This window comes from Pseudomonas umsongensis, assembly GCF_012647205.1.
Taxonomy (GTDB): domain Bacteria; phylum Pseudomonadota; class Gammaproteobacteria; order Pseudomonadales; family Pseudomonadaceae; genus Aquipseudomonas; species Aquipseudomonas umsongensis.
The window spans coordinates 2,672,990-2,693,266 of sequence record NZ_CP051487.1; the positions used below are offsets into that span (position 1 = coordinate 2,672,990).

Annotated in this window: 14 protein-coding genes; 11 read left to right on the forward strand and 3 right to left on the reverse strand. The window is 62.4% G+C overall.

Annotated features, from left to right (window positions below; translation table 11 throughout):
• Positions 1–535: 535 nt before the first annotated feature.
• From HGP31_RS12300 to HGP31_RS12320, 5 genes are all read left to right on the forward strand, one after another.
• Entirely contained in the window at positions 536–1,138 is a 603-nt protein-coding gene (locus HGP31_RS12300; protein ID WP_110753730.1) for an antibiotic biosynthesis monooxygenase, read from the forward strand.
• Positions 1,135–2,973 (forward strand): amidohydrolase, encoded by a 1,839-nt coding sequence (locus tag HGP31_RS12305; protein ID WP_168757835.1) that lies wholly within the window; start codon positions 1,135–1,137, stop codon positions 2,971–2,973. The genes HGP31_RS12300 and HGP31_RS12305 overlap by 4 nt, the downstream gene beginning before the upstream one ends.
• Positions 2,974–3,043: 70 nt before the next feature.
• Complete coding sequence (gene ycaC, locus HGP31_RS12310) at positions 3,044–3,670, forward strand: isochorismate family cysteine hydrolase YcaC (protein ID WP_020796367.1); 627 nt, start codon at positions 3,044–3,046, stop codon at positions 3,668–3,670.
• 312 nt (positions 3,671–3,982) lie between these two features.
• Entirely contained in the window at positions 3,983–4,930 is a 948-nt protein-coding gene (locus tag HGP31_RS12315) for an IS110 family RNA-guided transposase (protein ID WP_168757207.1), read from the forward strand.
• A gap of 104 nt (positions 4,931–5,034) precedes the next feature.
• Positions 5,035–5,919 carry a LysR family transcriptional regulator gene (locus HGP31_RS12320; protein ID WP_168757836.1) on the forward strand — a complete coding sequence of 295 codons (885 nt, stop codon included), beginning with the start codon at positions 5,035–5,037 and terminating at the stop codon, positions 5,917–5,919.
• Between the two features lie 109 nt (positions 5,920–6,028).
• Here HGP31_RS12320 and HGP31_RS12325 read toward each other — a convergent pair whose 3' ends face one another.
• The 3 genes from HGP31_RS12325 to gspG all read right to left on the reverse strand — a co-directional run bounded on the left by HGP31_RS12325 (position 6,029) and on the right by gspG (position 8,453).
• Positions 6,029–6,643, reverse strand: a complete 615-nt coding sequence (locus HGP31_RS12325; protein WP_168757837.1) for a hypothetical protein — start codon at positions 6,641–6,643, stop codon at positions 6,029–6,031.
• Between the two features lie 172 nt (positions 6,644–6,815).
• Positions 6,816–8,003, reverse strand: coding sequence for a type II secretion system F family protein (locus HGP31_RS12330; protein ID WP_083350142.1), 1,188 nt, complete (start codon positions 8,001–8,003; stop codon positions 6,816–6,818).
• A gap of 15 nt (positions 8,004–8,018) precedes the next feature.
• Positions 8,019–8,453 (reverse strand): type II secretion system major pseudopilin GspG, encoded by a 435-nt coding sequence (gene gspG / locus HGP31_RS12335; protein ID WP_020796371.1) that lies wholly within the window; start codon positions 8,451–8,453, stop codon positions 8,019–8,021.
• Between the two features lie 206 nt (positions 8,454–8,659).
• Between gspG and HGP31_RS12340 the strand changes: the two genes are divergently transcribed.
• From HGP31_RS12340 to HGP31_RS12365, 6 genes are all read left to right on the forward strand, one after another.
• Positions 8,660–9,268: a lytic transglycosylase domain-containing protein gene (locus tag HGP31_RS12340; RefSeq protein ID WP_033044659.1), complete on the forward strand. Its 609-nt coding sequence runs from the start codon at positions 8,660–8,662 to the stop codon at positions 9,266–9,268.
• Between the two features lie 203 nt (positions 9,269–9,471).
• A complete protein-coding gene (gene mnxG, locus HGP31_RS12345; protein WP_168757838.1) occupies positions 9,472–15,300 on the forward strand; it encodes a manganese-oxidizing multicopper oxidase MnxG in 5,829 nt (1,942 codons plus the stop codon).
• Between the two features lie 155 nt (positions 15,301–15,455).
• Positions 15,456–17,408: a YncE family protein gene (locus HGP31_RS12350; RefSeq protein WP_168757839.1), complete on the forward strand. Its 1,953-nt coding sequence runs from the start codon at positions 15,456–15,458 to the stop codon at positions 17,406–17,408.
• A gap of 13 nt (positions 17,409–17,421) precedes the next feature.
• A complete protein-coding gene (locus tag HGP31_RS12355; protein WP_083348787.1) occupies positions 17,422–18,078 on the forward strand; it encodes an SCO family protein in 657 nt (218 codons plus the stop codon).
• Entirely contained in the window at positions 18,075–18,707 is a 633-nt protein-coding gene (locus tag HGP31_RS12360) for an SCO family protein (protein WP_168757840.1), read from the forward strand. The genes HGP31_RS12355 and HGP31_RS12360 overlap by 4 nt, the downstream gene beginning before the upstream one ends.
• 9 nt (positions 18,708–18,716) lie before the next feature.
• A complete protein-coding gene (locus HGP31_RS12365; RefSeq protein WP_168757841.1) occupies positions 18,717–20,267 on the forward strand; it encodes a cytochrome c/ABC transporter substrate-binding protein in 1,551 nt (516 codons plus the stop codon).
• The last annotated feature ends 10 nt before the right edge of the window (positions 20,268–20,277 follow it).

Below are 20,277 nucleotides of genomic sequence, written 5' to 3' on the forward strand. Positions count from 1 at the left end.
GAAGGCGAGCTAACGCTCGGCCTGATGAGTGGTGAAGAGCGGGGTGGTGTACGCCGCTTTGCTTTTGCTTTTCTGTAGGAGCTGGCTTGCCAGCGAAGGCGGCCTTACAGCCGACCTGTTTCCTGCAGATGTACACGTACCCACTGTGGGAGCGAGCCTGCTCGCGAAGGCGGCCTGCCAGCCGGAATATATCTAGCAGTTGTACCCACCCCCTGTGGGAGCTGGCTTGCCAGCGAAGGCGACCTTTCAGCCGACCTGTTTCCTGCAGATGTACACGGACCCTCTGTGGGAGCGAGCCTGCTCGCGAAGGCGGTTCGTCATTCAACAGCTATATTCACTGACACGCTGCGCCATCGCGAGCAAGCGCGCGACCACAACGACCCCTGTTGTCCCGTGGCTGCGCGTCCCCTCGCAAAGACAGCACGTACATTCAATTTTTTTCTTCTCCGCAACGGCACTATCCAACTCAATAGCGGCGATCAGCTCCCGTGGTTGTCTGTTCGCCCCCCCTATCGTTTCGCCGGAGCCCTGCGTCATGCCTGATTCCAACGTGCCCGACTCGCCTTTCGAGGAGGTCGTGACCCTGGTTATCAAACACCGGGTCAAAGCCGGTTTTGAAGTGCCCTACGAGGCTTGGCTGCGCAATATTGTCAGTGTCGCCGGACAGCAGGAAGGGCACTTGGGTGTGGATGTGATGCGCGGCAAGAACGCCGGCCTCGACATGTACACCTGCGTCTTGCGTTTTTGTTCCCCCGGCGCGATGCAGCGCTGGCTTGATTCGCCGCAACGCCAGGCGTTGGTCAAAGAAGCCACGCCGATGCTGGCCGACGGCGACCAGACCGAGGTCAATCCGGTCAACGAATTCTGGTTCGCCCCGCAGGCCGAGACGGGCTCGCCGCCGCCGCGCTGGAAGCAGGCCGTGGTCACGCTGTTGGTGATTCTGCCGCATACCTTGCTGGTGCCGTTGCTCTGGGGGCCGTTGTTGCAACTCAACGCTTTTCTCTCCCAATACGTGGTCGCGACATTCCTGATCACCCTGACCATCGTGCTGTCGGTGGTGTACCTGTTCATGCCGATGGCGACGCGCTTGTTCGCGCCCTGGCTGTCCTCATCCACTTCGCCCAAGGAAACGCGATGAACGCCGATCTGATTCTGTTCAATGGCCAATTTCATACCGTCGACCGAGAGAACCCACACGCCAGTGCGGTAGCCATCCGTGATGGCCGCTTTGTCGCCGTGGGGAGCGATGCCGAGGCCATGGCATTGCGTGGCTCGGGCACGCAAGTGATCGACCTCAAGGGCCGTTGCGTGATTCCCGGGCTCAACGACTCGCACTTGCACCTGATCCGTGGCGGCTTGAACTACAACCTCGAACTGCGCTGGGAAGGTGTGCCGTCGCTGGCCGATGCACTGCGCATGCTCAAGGAGCAGGCCGACCGGACGCCAACGCCGCAATGGGTGCGGGTGGTCGGGGGCTGGAATGAATTCCAGTTCGCCGAAAAGCGCATGCCGACGCTCGAAGAGCTTAACCAGGCCGCGCCCGATACCCCGGTGTTCGTCCTGCATTTGTACGACCGCGCCTTGCTCAACCGTGCGGCGCTGCGGGTTGCCGGCTACACCCGCGATACGCCGAACCCGCCGGGTGGCGAGATTGTGCGCGACGCCAATGGCAACCCCACCGGCATGCTGGTGGCGCGCCCCAACGCGATGATTTTGTACTCGACGCTGGCCAAGGGGCCGAAGTTGCCACTGGAGTATCAGGTCAACTCGACGCGCCAGTTCATGCGCGAACTCAATCGCCTGGGACTGACCAGCGCCATCGATGCCGGCGGTGGTTTCCAGAATTATCCGGACGACTATCAGGTGATCGAGCAGTTGGCCAAGGACCAGCAGCTGACCATTCGCATCGCCTACAACCTGTTTACCCAGAAACCGAAGGAAGAGCTGGCGGATTTCCAGAACTGGACCGGCAGCGTCAAGTTGCATCAGGGCGACGACTACCTGCGGCACAACGGCGCCGGGGAAATGCTGGTATTTTCGGCGGCGGATTTCGAGGACTTCCTCGAACCGCGCCCAGACCTGCCGCAAAGCATGGAAGACGAACTCGAGCCGGTGGTGCGCCATCTGGTCGAGCAGCGCTGGCCGTTCCGTTTGCACGCCACCTACGACGAATCCATCAGCCGCATGCTCGACGTGTTCGAGAAGGTCAACCGTGACATTCCGTTCAACGGTTTGCCGTGGTTTTTCGACCACGCCGAAACCATCACCCCCCGCAACATCGAGCGGGTGAGGGCGTTGGGTGGCGGCATCGCGATCCAGGATCGCATGGCGTTCCAGGGCGAATATTTCGTCGAGCGCTACGGTGCCAAGGCGGCCGAAGCCACGCCACCGATCCAGCGCATGTTGGCCGAAGGTGTGCCGGTCGGTGCCGGTACCGACGCGACGCGGGTGTCGAGCTACAACCCCTGGACCTCGTTGTACTGGATGGTCAGCGGTCGCACCGTCGGTGGCCTGGCGTTGCACGCCGAGGGCTTGTCGCGACAGACTGCGCTGGAACTGTTCACCCATGGCAGCGCCTGGTTTTCCTCCGAGCAGGGCAAGAAAGGCCAGATCAAGGTTGGACAACTGGCGGACGTGGCTGCATTGAGCGCGGACTTTTTCAGCGTCGAGGAAGAAGCGATCAAGTGGATCGAGTCGGTACTGACCGTGGTCGGCGGCAAGGTGGTGTATGCCGCCGGGGATTTCGAGAAGCTGGGACCTGCCAGCGTGCCGGTGCTGCCGGACTGGTCGCCGGTGGTCAAAGTACCGGGGCACTGGCGGCCGAGCTTGCCGTTGCAGGCGCAGGTTCACCAGTGCAGCGGTCCTTGTGCGGTGCACTCGCACAGCCATGAACGGGCGCGTCTGTCGAATGCACCCGTCAGTGATTTTGCCGGTTTCTGGGGCGCCTTCGGCTGCTCGTGCTTTGCTTTTTGACGAATACCCATAAGCGCCGACCTCCTGGTCGCGCGCAGCAAGCGACAACCATCCACCAAGGAGTTTATTCATGAGCAACGTACCGTACTCTCGCTTGAACAAAGACGACGCTGTTGTGCTGCTGGTCGATCACCAGACCGGCCTGATCTCGCTGGTGCAGGATTTCTCGCCTAACGAGTTCAAGAACAATGTGCTGGCCCTGGGCGACATCGCCAAGTTCTTCAAGCTGCCGACCATCCTCACCACCAGTTTCGATAAAGGGCCTAACGGTCCGATCGTGCCGGAGCTCAAGGCGCAGTTCCCGGATGCACCGTTCATTGCCCGTCCGGGCCAGATCAACGCCTGGGACAACGAAGATTTCGTCAAGGCCGTGAAGGCCACCGGTCGCAAGCAACTGATCATCGCCGGCGTGGTAACGGACGTGTGCGTGGCGTTCCCGACCCTGTCGGCCATTGCCGAAGGTTTTGAAGTGTTCGTGGTGACGGACGCTTCCGGCACCTTCAACACCACCGTGCAGCAGGCTGCCTGGGCCCGTATGTCGGCCGCCGGTGCTCATCTGCTGAACTGGTTCTCCGTGGCCTGCGAGCTGCAAGGCGACTGGCGCAACGACATGGAAGGCCTGGCCAACCTGCTGTCCGAACGTCTGCCGAACTACCGCAACCTGATCAACAGCTACACCACGTTCACCGCCAAGTAAGAACGTCGGCCAAAACGCTAAACCTTGTGGGAGCAAGCCTGCTCGCGAAAACGGTTTGACAGACACTGCAACAGTGTCTGGCCTGTCGTCTTCGCGAGCAGGCTCGCTTGTATGGTAGGACTTGAAGGGAGGAGGAGGGACAAGGCTCGATTCTGACTGTTGACGCAGTACAGACTGTGGGAGAGTTCGCCCCTCCTCCTTTCACCCAAGCGCCGATAAAGAATGCATCTGGCCTAGACCGACGATAGGAACAAGCCTGCGCCTCTGGGTGAGCCCTTCAAGTGCTTAAAACCTTATCCCGGAGGAAAACCTATGGCAATGCCGGTTTCTGTTTCAAAGCCGATCGTGGGCGTGGATGTCGCCAAGAAAGAATTGGTGATTTATCACGCCGAACTGGACCTGCTTGAAGAGATTCCCAACAACAAAACCAGCATCAACAAGTGGTTAAAGGACTTGCCGGGGAGTGTGGCTATTGCTATTGAAGCCACCAACATCTACCACCTGGAGTTCGCTGACCTGGCCTTTGAGGCCGGCTGCGTGATTTACATGGTGGGCGGCTATGAGCTCAAACATTACCGAGAAGGTGTGAAGGTCCGTGCCAAAACCGATGCACTGGATGCCAAACTGCTTGCTCGCTATCTGAAGAACGAGCATGAAGAACTTCACCCATGGACGCCGCCGACACCGCTGTATCGCCAACTCCTGAGTCTTTTTCGCCGCCGGGCGGCCTTGGTCCAGGCCAGGGTCGGCCTAGTGCAAAGCTGGTCGAATGAGCCCTTGCTGAAGGCTGCTTTTTCCGAGCAAATAAAGTCCATGCAGCAGCTTGAGACGCTGATCGAAAAGACGATCAACGATCAGCTGAAAGAAGCCGGTTTGCTGGGGCAGTTGAAGCGTTGCTTGAAAGTTGAAGGGGTTGGATTTTTGACTGGCGCGCGCTTGCTCACGGCGTTCCAGCGCGGAGACTTCCGAAACGCAGATGCCTTTATCGCCTTTCTTGGAATGGACTTGCGGGTGTCAAAATCAGGGCAAAAAGATGGTCGCCGGAGTTTGACCAAGCGAGGCGATCCAGAAGCCCGCCGCCTTCTGCACAATGCGGCTATGTCGGCGAGTCGAACCGAAGCCTGGAAAGGGTTTTACCAAGAACAAAGAAATCGGGGTTTCAGCACCACTCAAGCCCTGGTGATGCTGGCTCGCAAGCTCGCTCGTATCGTATTCGCCCTGCTGAAGGGGCAGAGTGAATACCAACCGAAAACCAGTTGAGGGCTTCCCCTCAACCATAGAATCTCCCACATTGTTATGCGGTAGGGTGATAAAAAGGGGAGAAGTCGCTATAAAGTGCCTGACTGTCAACCAAAGGCATGACAATGAACCCGTTCGAAGATATGCGAATTTTTTGCCAGGTGATGGACTCCGGCAGCTTCACCGCCGCGGCCGATCAACTGGGGTTGTCCAAGCAGTTTGTCAGCCGCCGCTTGATGCAACTCGAGGAGCGACTGGGCGTGCGCCTGCTCAATCGCTCGACCCGGCGGCTGGATGTCACGCCGCTGGGACAGAGTTACTACGAGTCGGCCTTGCGCTTGCTCGGTGAAGTGGAGCAGGTGGAGCAAGGTATCGCCGGGCAGACCACCGAACCGCGCGGCACCCTGCGAGTGAGTGCGCCGCTGTCGTTTGCGCTGGCGCACCTGGGGTGTCTGCTGCCGCAATTTTTGCAGCGCTATCGGGATGTCACGGTGGAGGTGGACTTGAGCGATCGCCCGGTGGATCTGCTCGGCGAAGGCTATGACCTGGCATTGCGCATCGGAGTCTTGGAAGACTCGACGCTGATCGCGCGGCGCATCGCCTCTGTCCAGCGTGTCTATTGCGCAAGTCCGACTTACCTGGCGGAGCGCGGCACGCCGCTCAAACCCGATGATTTGCACCATCATGACTGCCTGCCGTATGGCCACGGGCGTCAGGTGCAATGGCGCTTCGAAGGGCAGGGCAAGCCGCTGCTGGTCAATGTCACCGGGCGCATGCGGGTCAACAATGGCGAGGTGCTCAGGGACGCGGCGATTGCCGGGATGGGGATTACCTATTTGCCGACGTTCATTGTCGGTTCGGCGATTAAGGATGGACGGTTGGTGCCGGTGCTCGATGAGTTTCGACCGCAACCACTAACGTTATCCGCGGTGTATCCGCAGCATCGGCAGTCCTCGCGGCCGGTGCAGGCGTTGATCGAGTTTTTGCGTGACCGCCTGGACCCCTTGTAGGAGCGAGCATGCTCGCGATGGACGTCAACGATGACGCGGGCTGTCTGAATGCACCCGTTGTCTGGACGTTTATCGCGAGCATGCTCGCTCCTACAGGGGGTGAAGCAGGTCAGTTGACGCGTTTGTCGTCACCCGGTTCGCCACCGACGTGGACGCCACGATCGTCACCTGGCTCGCCGGCGGCATGCAGGCCGCGATCATCGCCGACTTCGCCGGCACGGTGCACGCCATGGTCGTCGCCTACCTCGCCGGAGCGGTGAACGCCTTTGTCGTCATGCCCGGCCTGATGAACGCCATGGTCGTCACCCGGTTCGGCATGGGTGCCGCTGCGGCCGGAGTTCGAGGCTGTGCTGCCGGAATGTCCCGAAGCATGGTCACTGCCGCCATGACCGCTGCCGGCGCTATTGCCGCCGTGGCCACCGCCATTACCACCGCCGCCACCACCACTGCCTCCACCGTGACCGCCGCCACCACCACCGCTGCCTCCACCGTGACCGCCGCCGCCGCCACCACTGCCTCCACCGTGACCGCCGCCACCGCCACTGCCGCCGCCGTGACCGCCACCTCCACCTCCACCTCCACCGTGGCCACCGCCGCCGCCACCACTACCGCCTTCTTTAGCTTGAGCGCTCGAAACCCCCGACAAGTTGTCCGGAATCAGTACGGTAGACGCTGACAGAACTGCGCCAATAGCCACAGCCAACAAAAGCTTGTTCATGTGCATATCGATCTCCGTCTTCTTTTTTCATTTGCAACGTTGATAAACCATGCCGCGTGCTGCTTCGTTCGGTCGGGAAAATCCAGTAGGTACGTCGGTTAACACCTCAACTTGAAATTTTATTCGGTGCAACGTTGATAAATCCTGCAACAAACCGCCAGGCCCCGTCCCAGAGGGCTCAGTGAATGCTGGAAGCCAGCTCGAATATCGGGATGTACATCAAAATCACGATGACCCCGATCAACAGGCCGATGAAGGTCATGAGCAAGGGTTCGAACAGGCGCACGAACCATTCGATCCAGCGGCTGATTTCTTCGTCGTAGAAGTCGGCGCTGCGCTCCATCATCTGTCCGAGGTTGCCGGACTGCTCGCCGGCGCGCAGCAGGCGTAGGGACACCGGGGTCACCAGGTGATTGAGTTCCAGCGCCGTCGACAACGACTGCCCCTCGCGCACCCGTTCGCAGGCCTGGTCCAGGCGCAATCGGGAGGCCGGGGTGAGCAGGTTGCGGACCATGCCCATGGCGGTGACGAGTGGAATGCCGCCTTGCAGCAGGATCCCCAGGGAACGGTAGAAGCGCGCCAATTCGTACATGAAGATGCGCTGGTGCACCGCCGGGAGTTTTTCGATCAGGCGGTCCAGGCCTCGACGAAAGGCCGGTTGGCGCTGGAGGAAGGCGAGGGCGATGACGATCGTCGCCAGTGAGCCAAAGAATTCGCCCTGGTGGGCGTGCAGGAACATCCCGCTGCTCATCAGGATCTGCGACAGCCACGGCAGGTTCGACCCCAGTCCTTCGAACACCAGGCTGAAGCGCGGCACGACATAACCCATCAAGAACAGCACCACGCCACCGCCCACCACCAGCAACAGCATGGGGTAGATCGACGCGCTGACGATCTTCTGGCGAACCTCGTCCATGCGCTGGCGATAGCTGACATATCGACCCAGCGCATCGCCCACGGCACCGGTTTTCTCACTGGACTGGACCAACGCCACATACAGCGGCGGGAACACCGCCGACAGTTGGGCCAATGCCTGGGAAAACGATTTGCCTTCATAAAGCAGGCGCACCAGTTCGCTCAAGGTCTTGCGGGCTTGCGGCGCATTCTCTTTTTCCGCCAGGCTTTCCAGCGCATCGATCAACGGCAGGCCGGCATTGAGCAGTGTGGTCAGTTCCTGGCTGAACAACACCAGGTTGAAGGTTTCACGCTGCTTGACGCGCAATGCCCGCCAGTGTCGTTCGGCGTGCAGGCTGACCACCCGCAGGCCTTGGTCTTCGGCGATGCGCCGGGCTTCACTGTCGCCCGGCGCTTCGACCGTCATCGAAACCACACCGGCCTTGCCTACCGCCTTGAGGTGAAAACGCATGGTCGCCATTCCCCATCATTGCCAACTGGTGACTTCGGCGTTTTCGCCTTCACCGCCGGGTTGACCGTCCTTGCCCATGGACAGCAGGTCGTACTCGCCGTTTTCACCAGGGTAGCGGTAGGTGTAGTTACGGCCCCACGGGTCCTGCGGGAGTTTTTTCTGCAAGTACGGGCCGGTCCAGCGGGCTTCATCGCTGGGGGCGGTGACCAGTGCCTGCAAACCCTGCTCGGTCGACGGGTAGTGGCCGACCTCCAGGCGGTACAGGTCCAGGGCCTTGCCCAGGCCTTCTATTTGCGCCTTGGCCACCTTCACTTCGGAGCGGCCCAGTTGCGCGAAATACTTCGGCGCGACGATGCCGGCCAACAGCCCCAGCACCACCAGCACCACCAACAGTTCTAGCAATGTGAACCCGCGCTGCGTGCGCAGGGCGAAAGCATGTCGCTGTTTCATGATGACCTCACACATTCGGCAGAAGGGTCGCGATAGAGGCTTATGCAATTGCCATGCACATGGCGGACAAAGGCTTGGGCATCCTTCTGTACTCCCCGTGCCACGGGCCCTGGCGCTTTCGGCACAGTGCTTGCGTATGGCTGCTACACGACCGGCAATTGGGGCATTACCCCCATTTTTCGGGGCAGGTCAGGGGAGGTAGAACAATGAAAACTCTCACCACAGGATTGCTTGGCATGATGCTGCTGGCCGGCGTTGCGCAGGCCGATGTCTTCGTTTCCAGGGACGCCAAGGGCGACTACGTCTTGTCCAACGTCCATCGCCCCGGCCGCCAATATGAACGGGTGGTCCGTGAGGTCGAGGCGGCGGTGGTCAGCCTCGACCGGCAGCCGCAAATGATCGCCGCGCGACCCTATGCCGAGCTGGTCTCCAAGGCCGCCATGGACAACCAGTTGCCCGCGGCGCTGCTGCACGCGGTGATCCAGGCCGAATCCCACTACGACGCGGGTGCCGTATCGCCCAAAGGCGCAGGCGGGTTGATGCAACTGATGCCTGACACCGCCCGGGAGTTGGGCGTGAAAAACGTCTACGACCCCAAGGCCAACATCCAGGGCGGGGCCAAATATCTCAAGCGCTTGATGAACCTGTTCGACAACGACATCGCCCTCGCCGTGGCCGCCTATAACGCAGGGCCTCAGGCGGTCATCAGCCGTGGCGGGGTGATCCCGCCATTCGCCGAAACCCAGCGTTATGTGCCCAACGTCTTGAACCAATACCGGCGTCTGCAGGGACTGGCCGCCGATGCGCCGTTGTGATCGCAGACAGGGGATGGTTTCCCCAACATTGGGGGATGGTGGCCCCGGCAAAAAAGTGGGGAATTAATGGGGAATATCCCCCGATGAATTAAATGGCTGTTCTAACTTACTGATAGTTATAAAGAATTTTTATGGCATACAGATTGCTCAAAGGATTTTGTCGAGAATTATTCCTGTGAGCACCCACAGTGAGGCCCGTGATCATGACCGGCATTTTTCACGCTCCATCCGTCCTTCCATGGCTGTTGATGGCCGCATCGATGTTCGGCATCGAGCTGGCCGAAGCGGCAGCACGTTGTGAACGCAACCTGGTGGCCAACGTCGTGGCGCTGGACCAGCCGCTGATGTTCAACCGCCTTGGTGCGCAGAACGTCAACGGCATGATGTTCGCCCTGCGCCGCGATGTGGTCGATGACCATGACATCTCACTGGCACAGGGCGGTGCGGCGGTGCCGGGCAAGGTGTCGCTGCGTCCCGACAAGCGTCCGCGTCCGCTGGTGCTGCGGGTGGCCGCCGGTGACTGCCTGACCATCAACCTGCAGAACCTGCTGGCCTATCAGGCCAACCCCGGTTCCCACGACGGTGGCGAGGAAGTGGAGGGTGAGGAAGAAGGCATCCAGGTCGGCAATAACGAAAACTTCAAGGTCGACGAACAGGTCGCCGACCGCCATGTCGGTTTCCAGGTCAACGGCATGCAAGCAGTCAACAGCATCGATGACATCGCTTCATTTACCGGACGCAATGCCAACAGCTTGATCGCGCCGGGTGCCAGCCGCTCCTACACCTTGTATGCCGAACGCGAAGGGGTGTTCGCCGCCAGCAGCCGTGGCGCAACCTTCGGTGGCGAAGGTGCGGCCGGCAACGTGGCCAACGGTCTGTTCGGCCAGGTCGTGGTGGTGCCCAAGGGTGGGCGCACTTACCGCAACACCGTGACCGAAGAAGAAATGCGCCTGGCGACCACCGGCCGCACCCCGGCCGGTCAGCCGATCGTCGATTACCAGGCGCGTTACCCGCAGCGCGAGCCGTGGATCCGTGAAGGCAAGGCCGGCACGCCGATCATCAATATGGTCGACGGCAATGAAATCATTTCCAGCGAAAGTGACGCGATCGTCATGGGCAGCAATGCCGATGGCAGCTTCCCGCCTTCGACCTATCCACTGGAAGCCTTGGGCAAACGCAACCCGGCGCTTCCCAATCGACTGGAACCATTCCGCGATTTCGCCTCGCAGTTCCAGGATGAAACCGCCGCGACCCAGGCCTTCCCGGCTTACTGGGCTGACCCAGTGATGGCCCATGTGCTGGAGCCGACCCGCGATTCGTTCATGATCAACTACGGCTCTGGCGGCATGGGTGCAGAAGTCGTGGCCAACCGTCTCGGCGTAGGCCCGATGCACGATTGCCTGTCCTGCGCCTACGAAGAGTTCTTCCTTAGTTCCCACACCGTCGGCGACGTGGCGATGCTGGTGGACGTACCGGCTAACGCCGGCCTGGAAGGCATTACCCCCGGCCAGACACCGAACGCCGATCAGGTGGGCGTCAAGGCGACCATGGCGCTGTATCCATCAGAGCCGTCCAACGTCAGCCACAGCTATATCGGTGACTTCGTCAAGTTCCGCAACACCCACAACGGCCATGAACAGCACATCTTCCACCTGCACGGGCATCAGTGGCTGTTCAACCCCAACGATGACAATTCCGACTATGTGGACGCCCAGGGCATCGGCGCGGGTGCAGGCTACACCTATGAAATTGCCAACGGCGGTTCGGGCAACCGCAACCGTGTAGCGGGCGATGCGATCTATCACTGCCACTTTTACCCGCACTTCGCCCAGGGCATGTGGGCCATGTGGCGGGTGCACGACGTGTTTGAAGAAGGCACCAAGCTTGAAGTCTCGCATCAAGGCTCCGACGGTTTCCACAGCGAGCCTTATGCCCTGCGCAGCGGTAAACCCGCTGCTGGCGCGCGCGCCTTGCCCGATGGCGAGATCGTTGCCGGCACGCCGATCCCGGCGGTGGTGCCGCTGCCCGGCAAAGCCATGGCACCGATGCCTGGCAAAGTTGCGGTCGTACCGAAAATCGGCCAGACCCTGGTGGCCGCAAACGACGATGACGACGATGAAGAAGACGACGATGACGGCGAGCACCATGGCGGCAGCGGTGGTGCACAGGCCATCGGTTCCCTGGCGCTGGTGGATCGCAGCGAAGCCAACCGCAATGCCGATGGCACGCTGAAAAACCCTGGCTATCCATTCTGGATCGGCGGCATGGAAAGCTCGGTCGGTCAACGCCCGCCGACTCCGCCGCTGGACATGCTCGACGCCGCCACGGCGCAGGCCTTGAAAGCGACGGGCAAAGCCTTGTGGGCCAACCTTGACCCGGCGCAGTCCGGTGGCTGGGACGGTGGTTTGGGGCGCCATGCGCTGGACGGCGTGTCTGCCGGTGGCGAGGCCGAGACCATTACCACGTCACTGGATTTCTCCAAGACGGTGACCCGCGCCAAGCCGATTTACCTGCCGGAAGAGGGCACCGAAGTCGAGCAGGCGGCCATGGCATTCCACGCCAAGAAGGACCACCCAAGCTTCGCCCTGCTGCCGGGCAATCAAATCGTGGCACGGGCCTTCCGCACCAACGGTGCCTTGCCGATGGCCGGTGCGCCGTTCTACGAGCCGTGCATGGACGACCGCCAGAAACGCCTGAGCAGCAGCGCCGGCACCGGTGAATTCAACAGCGGCGAGCGGCTCGACGGCATGTCTTTCATCGGCTCCTCGAGCTTCACCGCCGACCGTCCGCGCATCTACAAAGCGGCCAACATCCAGTTCGATGCGGTGTACAACAAGGTTGGCTACCACTTCCCGCAAGCGCGCATCCTGGCGCTCTGGGAAGACGCCTGGCCGGTGATCACCAAGCAGCGTCCGCCAGAACCTTTGGTGATGCGCATGAACACCTTCGACTGCGTGCAGTACCAGCAAACCAACCTGGTGCCGGCCACCTATGAGATGGACGACTATCAGGTGCGCACGCCGACCGACGTGATCGGCCAGCACATTCACCTGCCGAAGTGGGACCTGGTGGCTGCCGATGGCTCGTCCAACGGCTGGAACTACGAAGACGGCGTACTCTCTCCAGGCGCGGTGCAAGAACGCATCCAGGCCATCCGCGAGTTCAACCAGTGCCAGGGCAGCGACCCGCGTGATGGCACGCCGGCTTGCCCGAAAGCCAGGAACCACCCGTACTTCGGCCAATTTGGACGGGCCGATTGGGTGGGGGCACGTTCGGCGATGCAGCGCTGGTTCGTCGACCCTGTGGTCAACGCCAAAGGCGTCGACCGTGGCCTGGGCACCATCTTTACCCACGACCACCTCGGCCCATCGACGCACCAACAGATTGGCCTGTACGCCACCGTGCTGGCCGAACCTGCCGGTTCCACCTGGTTCCACGCCGAAACCGGCGAGCCGTTGTACAGCGGCGGGCGCCAGGACGGCGGGCCGACTTCGTGGCAAGCGGTGATTTCTACCGGTGACATCGATGGCGACGGCAAGAACGACAGTTTCCGTGAGTTCTTCCTCGAATACAGCGACTTCCAGCACGCCTACGAAGCCGGCGTGTACGTGGGCGCCGGACCTGACGGTAAACCCGATGCGCAAAGCTTCCCGGCCACCGCCGACAGCTTCCGCTACGCGATCAACCCACCAGTGCGCAACAACGCCAGTACCCTGTTGGACGGTATTATCGAAGTGCAGGGCGGGATACTTCCGGGTTGCCCGAGCCGGCCATGCCCGCAAGCCATCTCGGTCGATGACCCTGGCATGTTCGTCGTCAACTACCGTAACGAACCGCTGGCCCTGCGGGTATACGACCCGAACAAGGTCGGCCCGGACGGCAAGCGCGGCATGCAGGCCGACGGCCTCGGCGGCGACCTGGCGTACGCCATGCAAAGCCGTACCGACCGTGCGATCCCGGCGATGAACCTGGCGCCGAACCTGATCACCTCGGCCACCGGCCCCACCGGCGGCACCACGCTGTTCCCGCCGCACATCAACAAGGGCGGCGCCGAACCTGGCGATCCGTTCACCCCGATGCTGCGTACCTACACCGGCGACAATGTGCGGCTGCGGGTGCATGCCGGCGGACACGAAGAGGAGCATAACGTCACCCTGCACGGCGTGAAGTGGCTGCAAAGTGGTTCCGGTTTCGGCAACAGCTCCAACTCCGGCTGGCGCGCGTCGCAGATGATCGGCATCTCCGAGCAGATGGGCTTCATTGCGCCGGTCTCGATGCTGTCCAGTTCGGCTGCGACCACCGGGGATTACCTGTACTCGATGGACGCTTCGATTGAAGGCTACTGGAGCGGGATCTGGGGTGTGATGCGCAACTACACCACCCAGCGCAACGATCTGTTTGCCTTGCCGACCAATCCGAAGCCGACGGGTATGCGCAACACCGTGGCCTTCGACGGCGTTTGCCCAAGGTATGGCGCCAACCCCAATGGCATCGGCACCCGGCCGACTCCGCAACGCAATTATGAAGTGGTCGCGGCGCTGGCCAACGACATTCTGACCAATCCGCTCGGCCTGACCATTGGTGATCCGGCGGGGCTTGGACAGCATGTGGGCGGGCCGCTGAATCCAGCCGGTGGCACCCTGGTGTTCAACTCGCGGACTGTGAGCATTCCCCAGGTCACCGTCACCGACCCTGAAGACGGTGAAACCATCACCATCGGTGGGCAAAGCGGGCCGCTGCATGACCCGACCGCAATCCTGTATGTACGCAAGGCCGACCTCGACCCAACCACCGGCAAGCTCAAGCCCGGTGTGTCTGTCGAACCGCTGGTGCTGCGCGCAGCGGCTGGTGATTGCATCAACATCACCCTGGAAAACCGGCTGCCGAGCGTCATGCCGGACCTGACCCAGACAGCGGTGATGCAAGGCATGGTCAAACGCGATCGTAACAGCGGCAGCGGTTCGACCACCTTCAGCAACAACCTGATGCGGCCGTCGAGCCACGTGGGGCTGCACGCGCAACTGCTGGCGTACGACATCACCAAATCCGACGGCACCAACGTCGGCGCCAACCCGACCCAGACCGTGCCACCGCGTGTCGGCAGCAGCGGGGCCTACCCGACCCGTACCTACCAATACTACGCCGGCCACCTGGAGCGTGAAGGCAAACCGATCACTCAACTGGGCCGTAATGTCGACAACATCAACGCCACGGCGATCGAGTTCGGCGGCTTGAACATCACCCCGGCGGACGTGATCAAACAGTCGCAAAAAGGCCTGGCCGGGGCGATGAGCATCCTGCCGGTGGGCGCCACCTGGGTGGAAGACACGCGCAAGGTCAATGCCACCGTCACCGCACCTGGGCAAACCAGCTACCGCGACTTTGCGATGGTCTGGCAGAAAGCCTTGAACATTCGCTGGGCCAATGGTCGGCCGGTGGAAGGGATTGCGGCGGAAGGGTTCGGCGTGCCGAACGATCCGCAGGACAACTCCAGCATGGCCATCAACTACAAGACCGAACCGATGTGGTACCGCTTCGGCCTGGCCCCGGATGCACCGTTCGGCCGTGCCGACGGCGCGGGCTACGGCGACATGGTGAATGCACACATGGCCTACAGCAACGCGCTGGTGGGCGGTGACCCACAAACGCCAGTGCTGTACGCCAGACCGGGACAACCGTTCCGCACGCACATCCTGATGCCTACCGGGGGCAGTCGCGGCACCATCTTCCAGCTTGACGGTCACGTCTGGTCGACCAACCCGTTCCAGCCAGAGAAGAGCGATACCGGTGGTTATCCGATGGGTACGCCAGGGGTGGGTTCGGTGCGGTTCGGCTACAACCCGATGTCGATGTACATCGGCGCCCGCGAGAGCGTCCTGCCGGCAGCGCACTTCAGCTTCATGCTGCCGAGCGCCGGGGGTGTCAACGCGATACCGGGTGACTACCTGTTCCGCGACTACGGCGCCTACGGCAATACCTCCGGGTTGTGGGGGCTGTTGCGGGTGACCAACGATCCGGAGCCGGCGCCGTAGGGCGGGAAACAACGCAATACCTGTGGGAGCGAGCCTGCTCGCGAAGGCGGAGTGTCAGACACATCAATGCTGGATGTGCTGGCCTCTTCGCGAGCAGGCTCGCTCCCACAGGGGGACGCGGTGAAGCAGGCATAGATCTGAAGGGGAGATGTGACATGAACAGGACCATCAAAATCGCCAGTGTTGCCCTGGTCGTAGGGGTTGCGCTGATCTGGCTCGGGGTGTGGCGCACGTCGCCACCGACCCTGCTTGGCGACATCGCGCTGCCCGACACCTGGACCGGCCAGACGCTTGAACGTGACGGCGTGTCGGTGGCCCTCGAAGTGCGGCCGCTGGCTGCAGACGGCGTGTTGCGCGAGGGTGAATTTGCCGATGTGCGTTTCAATGTCACCGACAAGGCGTCGGGCCAACCGCTGGCGGGCGTTGCCCCCGGCGCCTGGATCGACCCAGAGACCGTCGCCGCTGACCAGGCCCAAGGCCGCGAGCAGAGCTGCAAGGCGCGGGTCGGGGTGTTCCTTAAATCAAGTATCGGCGCACGGCCGCTGCTCGACCTCAACAGCTACTTCCTGATGGTGATGAACCGCGATGCCAGCGTCTCGGTGGTCGACCCCTCGGTCTCGGTGGGCGGCATCACCAGCACTATGACCCGCATCGATATCAAGCAACCGCCGATGGATTGGGTCACCCCCAGGGACAACAAACGGGTGTTCGTGTCGATGCCCACGGCGGGTGAAGTCGCGGTGATCGACAGTGAGCAATTCAAGCTGCTCGACTCGGTGGCCGCGGGCAGCAATCCGGTGCGCGTGGCCTTGCAACCGGACGAGCGCCTGCTGTGGGTCGGCAACAATGCCCCGTCGGCCGAGCTCTCCGGGATCACGGTGATCGACACCGCCAGCCTCAAGACCCTCAAGCACCTGGCAACTGGCAGTGGCCACCACGAAATCGCCTTCAGCAAGGACAGCCGCTTCGCCTTTGTCACCAACCGCGACGACGGCACCCTGAGCATCATCGATGTCGCCACCTTGACCATCGCCAAGCAGCTCAAGACCGGTTCGCACCCGCTGTCGGTGGTGTACTCGACACTGTCCGGCGCGGCCTATGTGGCCGATGGCAAGGACGGCACGGTGACCGTGGTCGACGCGGCGAACCAGTCGGTGCGGCGGGTGATCAAGATCAAGCAGGGCCTCGGCCCGATGGGTTTCAGCGCCGACGGCCGTTTCGGCATCGTGCTCAATACCCTGGAGAACCAGGCCGCGGTGATCGACGCCGCCACCGATTCGCTGATCCATGAACTGGACGTGTCCGCCGAACCCTATCAAGTGGTGTTCACCAAGGCCTATGCCTACGTGCGCGGACTGGCCTCGCCCAAGGTCACGATGATCAACCTGGCGTCCCTCGGTGAAGGCCGCAAGCCGATCAGCCAGGGCTTCGAAGCCGGGCCGCAACCGCCGCGCCTGGCCGGCGACTTGCCGCTGGCGTCGAGCCTGGCGGTGTCGCGGGACGACAACGCGGTGTTTGTGGTCAACCCGGTGGACAACACCACCTACTTCTACGCCGAAGGCATGAACGCGCCGATGTCCGGCTACCCCAATCGCGGGCAAGTGGCGCGGGCGGCGCTGGTCATCGACCGCAGCCTGCGCGAAGTCGAACCGGGGCTGTACAGCGCGCGGATCAAGCTGCCGGCGGCGGGGCGCTTCGACGTGGCGTTCCTGCTCAACCAGCCCAACATCATCCACTGCTTCAGCGCCGTGGTTGAGCCGAACGCAAGCCTGGGCCCCGTCGCCGGCATCCCGAAAGTCGAGTTCATGCTCGACAAAACCACGGCCGCCCTGGGTAGCCCTTATGTCGTGCGCTTTCGCATCGTCCAGGGCAAACAGAAGGTCCAGCGCAGCGGGGTCAAGGACGTGCAGGTGCGCTACTTCCTGGCGCCCAGTTCACGGCCCCAGTACGTCGCGGCACTGGACGTCGGCAATGGCATCTACGAAGCCCCGGTCACCCTTGACCAGCAAGGCGCCTGGTACCTGCACGTGCGTGCGGCGTCCCTGGGCGCGAATTTCGACGACCAGACGTTTGCCAGCGTTCGGGTGACCCCCGGCATTGCTCATTGAAGAGGACATCGACATGAACCGACTCGCACATCACGGACTGCTGACGCTCTGCCTGTTGACTGCCAGTATCGGCCAGGCCCTGGCCCATTCGGCCGATGAACATGCTGGCCACAACATGGCCGCCAAAAGCACCAGTTCCGAGACCGCTCAGGTCAAGTTCGCCGACGTCGCGCTGGTGGACCAGAACGGCAAGACCGTGCGCCTGGAAAAAGACCTGGTGGCCGACAAGATCGTGGTCATGAGCTTTATCTACACCAGTTGCACCACGGTCTGCCCGGTGGTGTCCTCGATCATGGGTAAGGTGCAGAAACAGCTGGGGGCACGGGTCGGCACCGAAGTGCAGCTGGTGTCGATCAGCATCGATCCGCAGCGCGATGACGCCAAGCGCCTCAACGATTATGCCCGCTCCTTCCAGAACGGTCCGGGCTGGAGCTGGCTGACCGGCTCCACGCAGTCGGTCAACGAAACCCTCAAGGGCCTGGGCAGTTTCAGTGGCGACTTCAAGAATCATGCGCCGCTGATCCTCGTCGGGGATGGCAATAGCCGCCACTGGACCCGCTACTACGGCTTCACCGACCCGAGCATCTTGACCCGCCAAGTGGAGAAGCTCAGCGGTGAACGCAACGCCCACGCCAAACACACCGCCATCGCCATGGAGCATCAGCCATGAGACTTCTCGACTGGATCGCCCTGAGCCTCTGCGCCTGCCTCGCCAGCTCCTTGGCCTTGGCCCATGAAGGGCATGAACAAGCGGCGCCGGCCTCCGACACGGTGGCCGCCACCGCGCAACCGGCCGGTGGCACCCGCGATGCCAGGACCTGGTTCACCGACACGCCGTTGCAGGACCAGAACGGCAATACCCTGCGTTTCTACAGCGACGCGCTGCACAACCGCGTGGTGCTGCTCAATGTGATTTTCACCAGTTGCACGGACGCCTGCCCGTTGATCACCCAGAAGCTCAAGCAAGTGCGCGAAGTGCTTGGCGACAAGGCGGACGGCATCACCTTTATCTCCCTTACCAGTGATCCGCTGCGGGACACCCCGGCGGTACTCAAGGCTTACACCTTGAAGCAGGGCGTCGATGAGCCCCACTGGCTTTTTCTTACCGGCGACAAAGCGCAGATGGACCTGGTCCTTGGGCGCATTGGCCAAGTCATACCGTCCCCCGAGCAGCACTCCACCCAGTTGATCGTCGGTGACGTGGCGAACAAGCGCTGGAGCAAGATCCGCCCCGATGCCCCGGCCACGGGCATTGCCCAGCGCTTGCAGCTGCTGGCAATGCCCGTGGCCGGTCGCTGAGTCCGGGCCATGAAAAACGCCCTGATCCTCAGCCTGCTTCTTCTCGGTGGCATCAGCCTGAACACCCAGGCGTTGACGCTGACGCCCAGTGAAAGCGCCGGCAAACGGCTGTACCGCGAGGGAGTATCGGCCAGTGGTGAGCCGATCATGGCCCGGATCGGGGCAGCGGGCATGCTGCTGCCGGCCACCAGCCTGCCGTGCGCCAACTGCCACGGCAGCGATGGCCTCGGCCGCCCGGAAGGCGGGGTGCGCCCGCCGGATTTGAGCTGGTCGCGGCTGACCAGTATCTACGGTCAACAGCAGGTCAACGGGCGTGCCTACCCGGCCTATACCGAGGGCACTTTGGCCCGTGCGGTCCAGGAGGGACGCGATCCGGGCAACAACCGGCTGGACGCGGCGATGCCGCGGTTCGTGCTGTCGATGAGCGATCAGCGCAACCTGACGGCCTACCTCAAGCGCCTGGCCGATGAGCGCGATCCGGGCCTGAGCCCCGACAGCCTGCACCTGGGCACCTTGCTGCCGAGCAGCGGGTCGCTGGGCGAAGAGGGCCTCACCGTGGCGGCGGTGCTCAGGGGCAGCGTGGCGCGGATCAACGAAGCGGGGGGGATTCATGGCCGGCAGTTGCGCCTGACCATCATGGATCCCGGTCCCGACCGTGCCAGCGCCGAGCAGGCGCTGGACCAGTTGATCGAGCAGGAACAGGTTTTCGCGCTGGTCGCACCGCTGGTGCCGGCGCTGGGTGCCGAACTGGCGCCGCGTCTGGAACAGGCCGGCGTGCCCCTGATCGGGGCGCTGTCATTGCAAGGTACGGCCCAGGCCAGCCGGCAGATTTTCGAACCGTTGCCGGGGCTGCGCGAACAGATGATCGCGCTGGCCAACTATGCCGCCACCAGTCTGCGCGTGCTGCAAGGCCCGACGTTGATTGCCTATCCGAACGAACCTGGCCAACGCCTGGCGGCCGAGAAACTTGCGCAGTACCTGCAGGACAACGACTGGCAGAAAGTGCGCCTGCAACCCTACGAGTCGGCGCAGGACGAGTTGCCACTGGGCTCGCGCTCGGTGTTCTACATGGGCAGCAGTGGTGGTTTCAGTCGCCTGGCCGAGCGGCTGCAGACCGCGGGGCAGGTGCCGTACCTGTTCGCCGCCTCGAATCAGGTGGCAGGGGATCTGCTGCAGGTGCCCAGTGATTTTTCCCGACGGGTGTTCCTGGCGTATCCGTTCGTGCCAAGCGACTGGACGATGACCGGGCGCATCGCCCTGATGCAGCTGCGCGAGCGCCAGAGGCTCGGTGGCGAACACGCGGTGCTGCAGGTCGGTGCCTACAGTTCAATGCTGTTGCTCAGCGAGGGCATGAAACAGGCGGGACGCGATGCCAGCCGGGAAAAACTGATCAGTGCCCTGGAAGGCCTGCATGACTTCGACACCGGCCTGACCCCGCTGATCAGTTTCGGGCCGGGTCGACGCCTGGGCCTGAACGGCGCCCATGTGGTCACCGTGGACCTGCCAGACCAGCGCTTCTATCTGGTCGCCCCCTACAAACCTATTGCCGCCATGCCCTGATCCGGAGGCC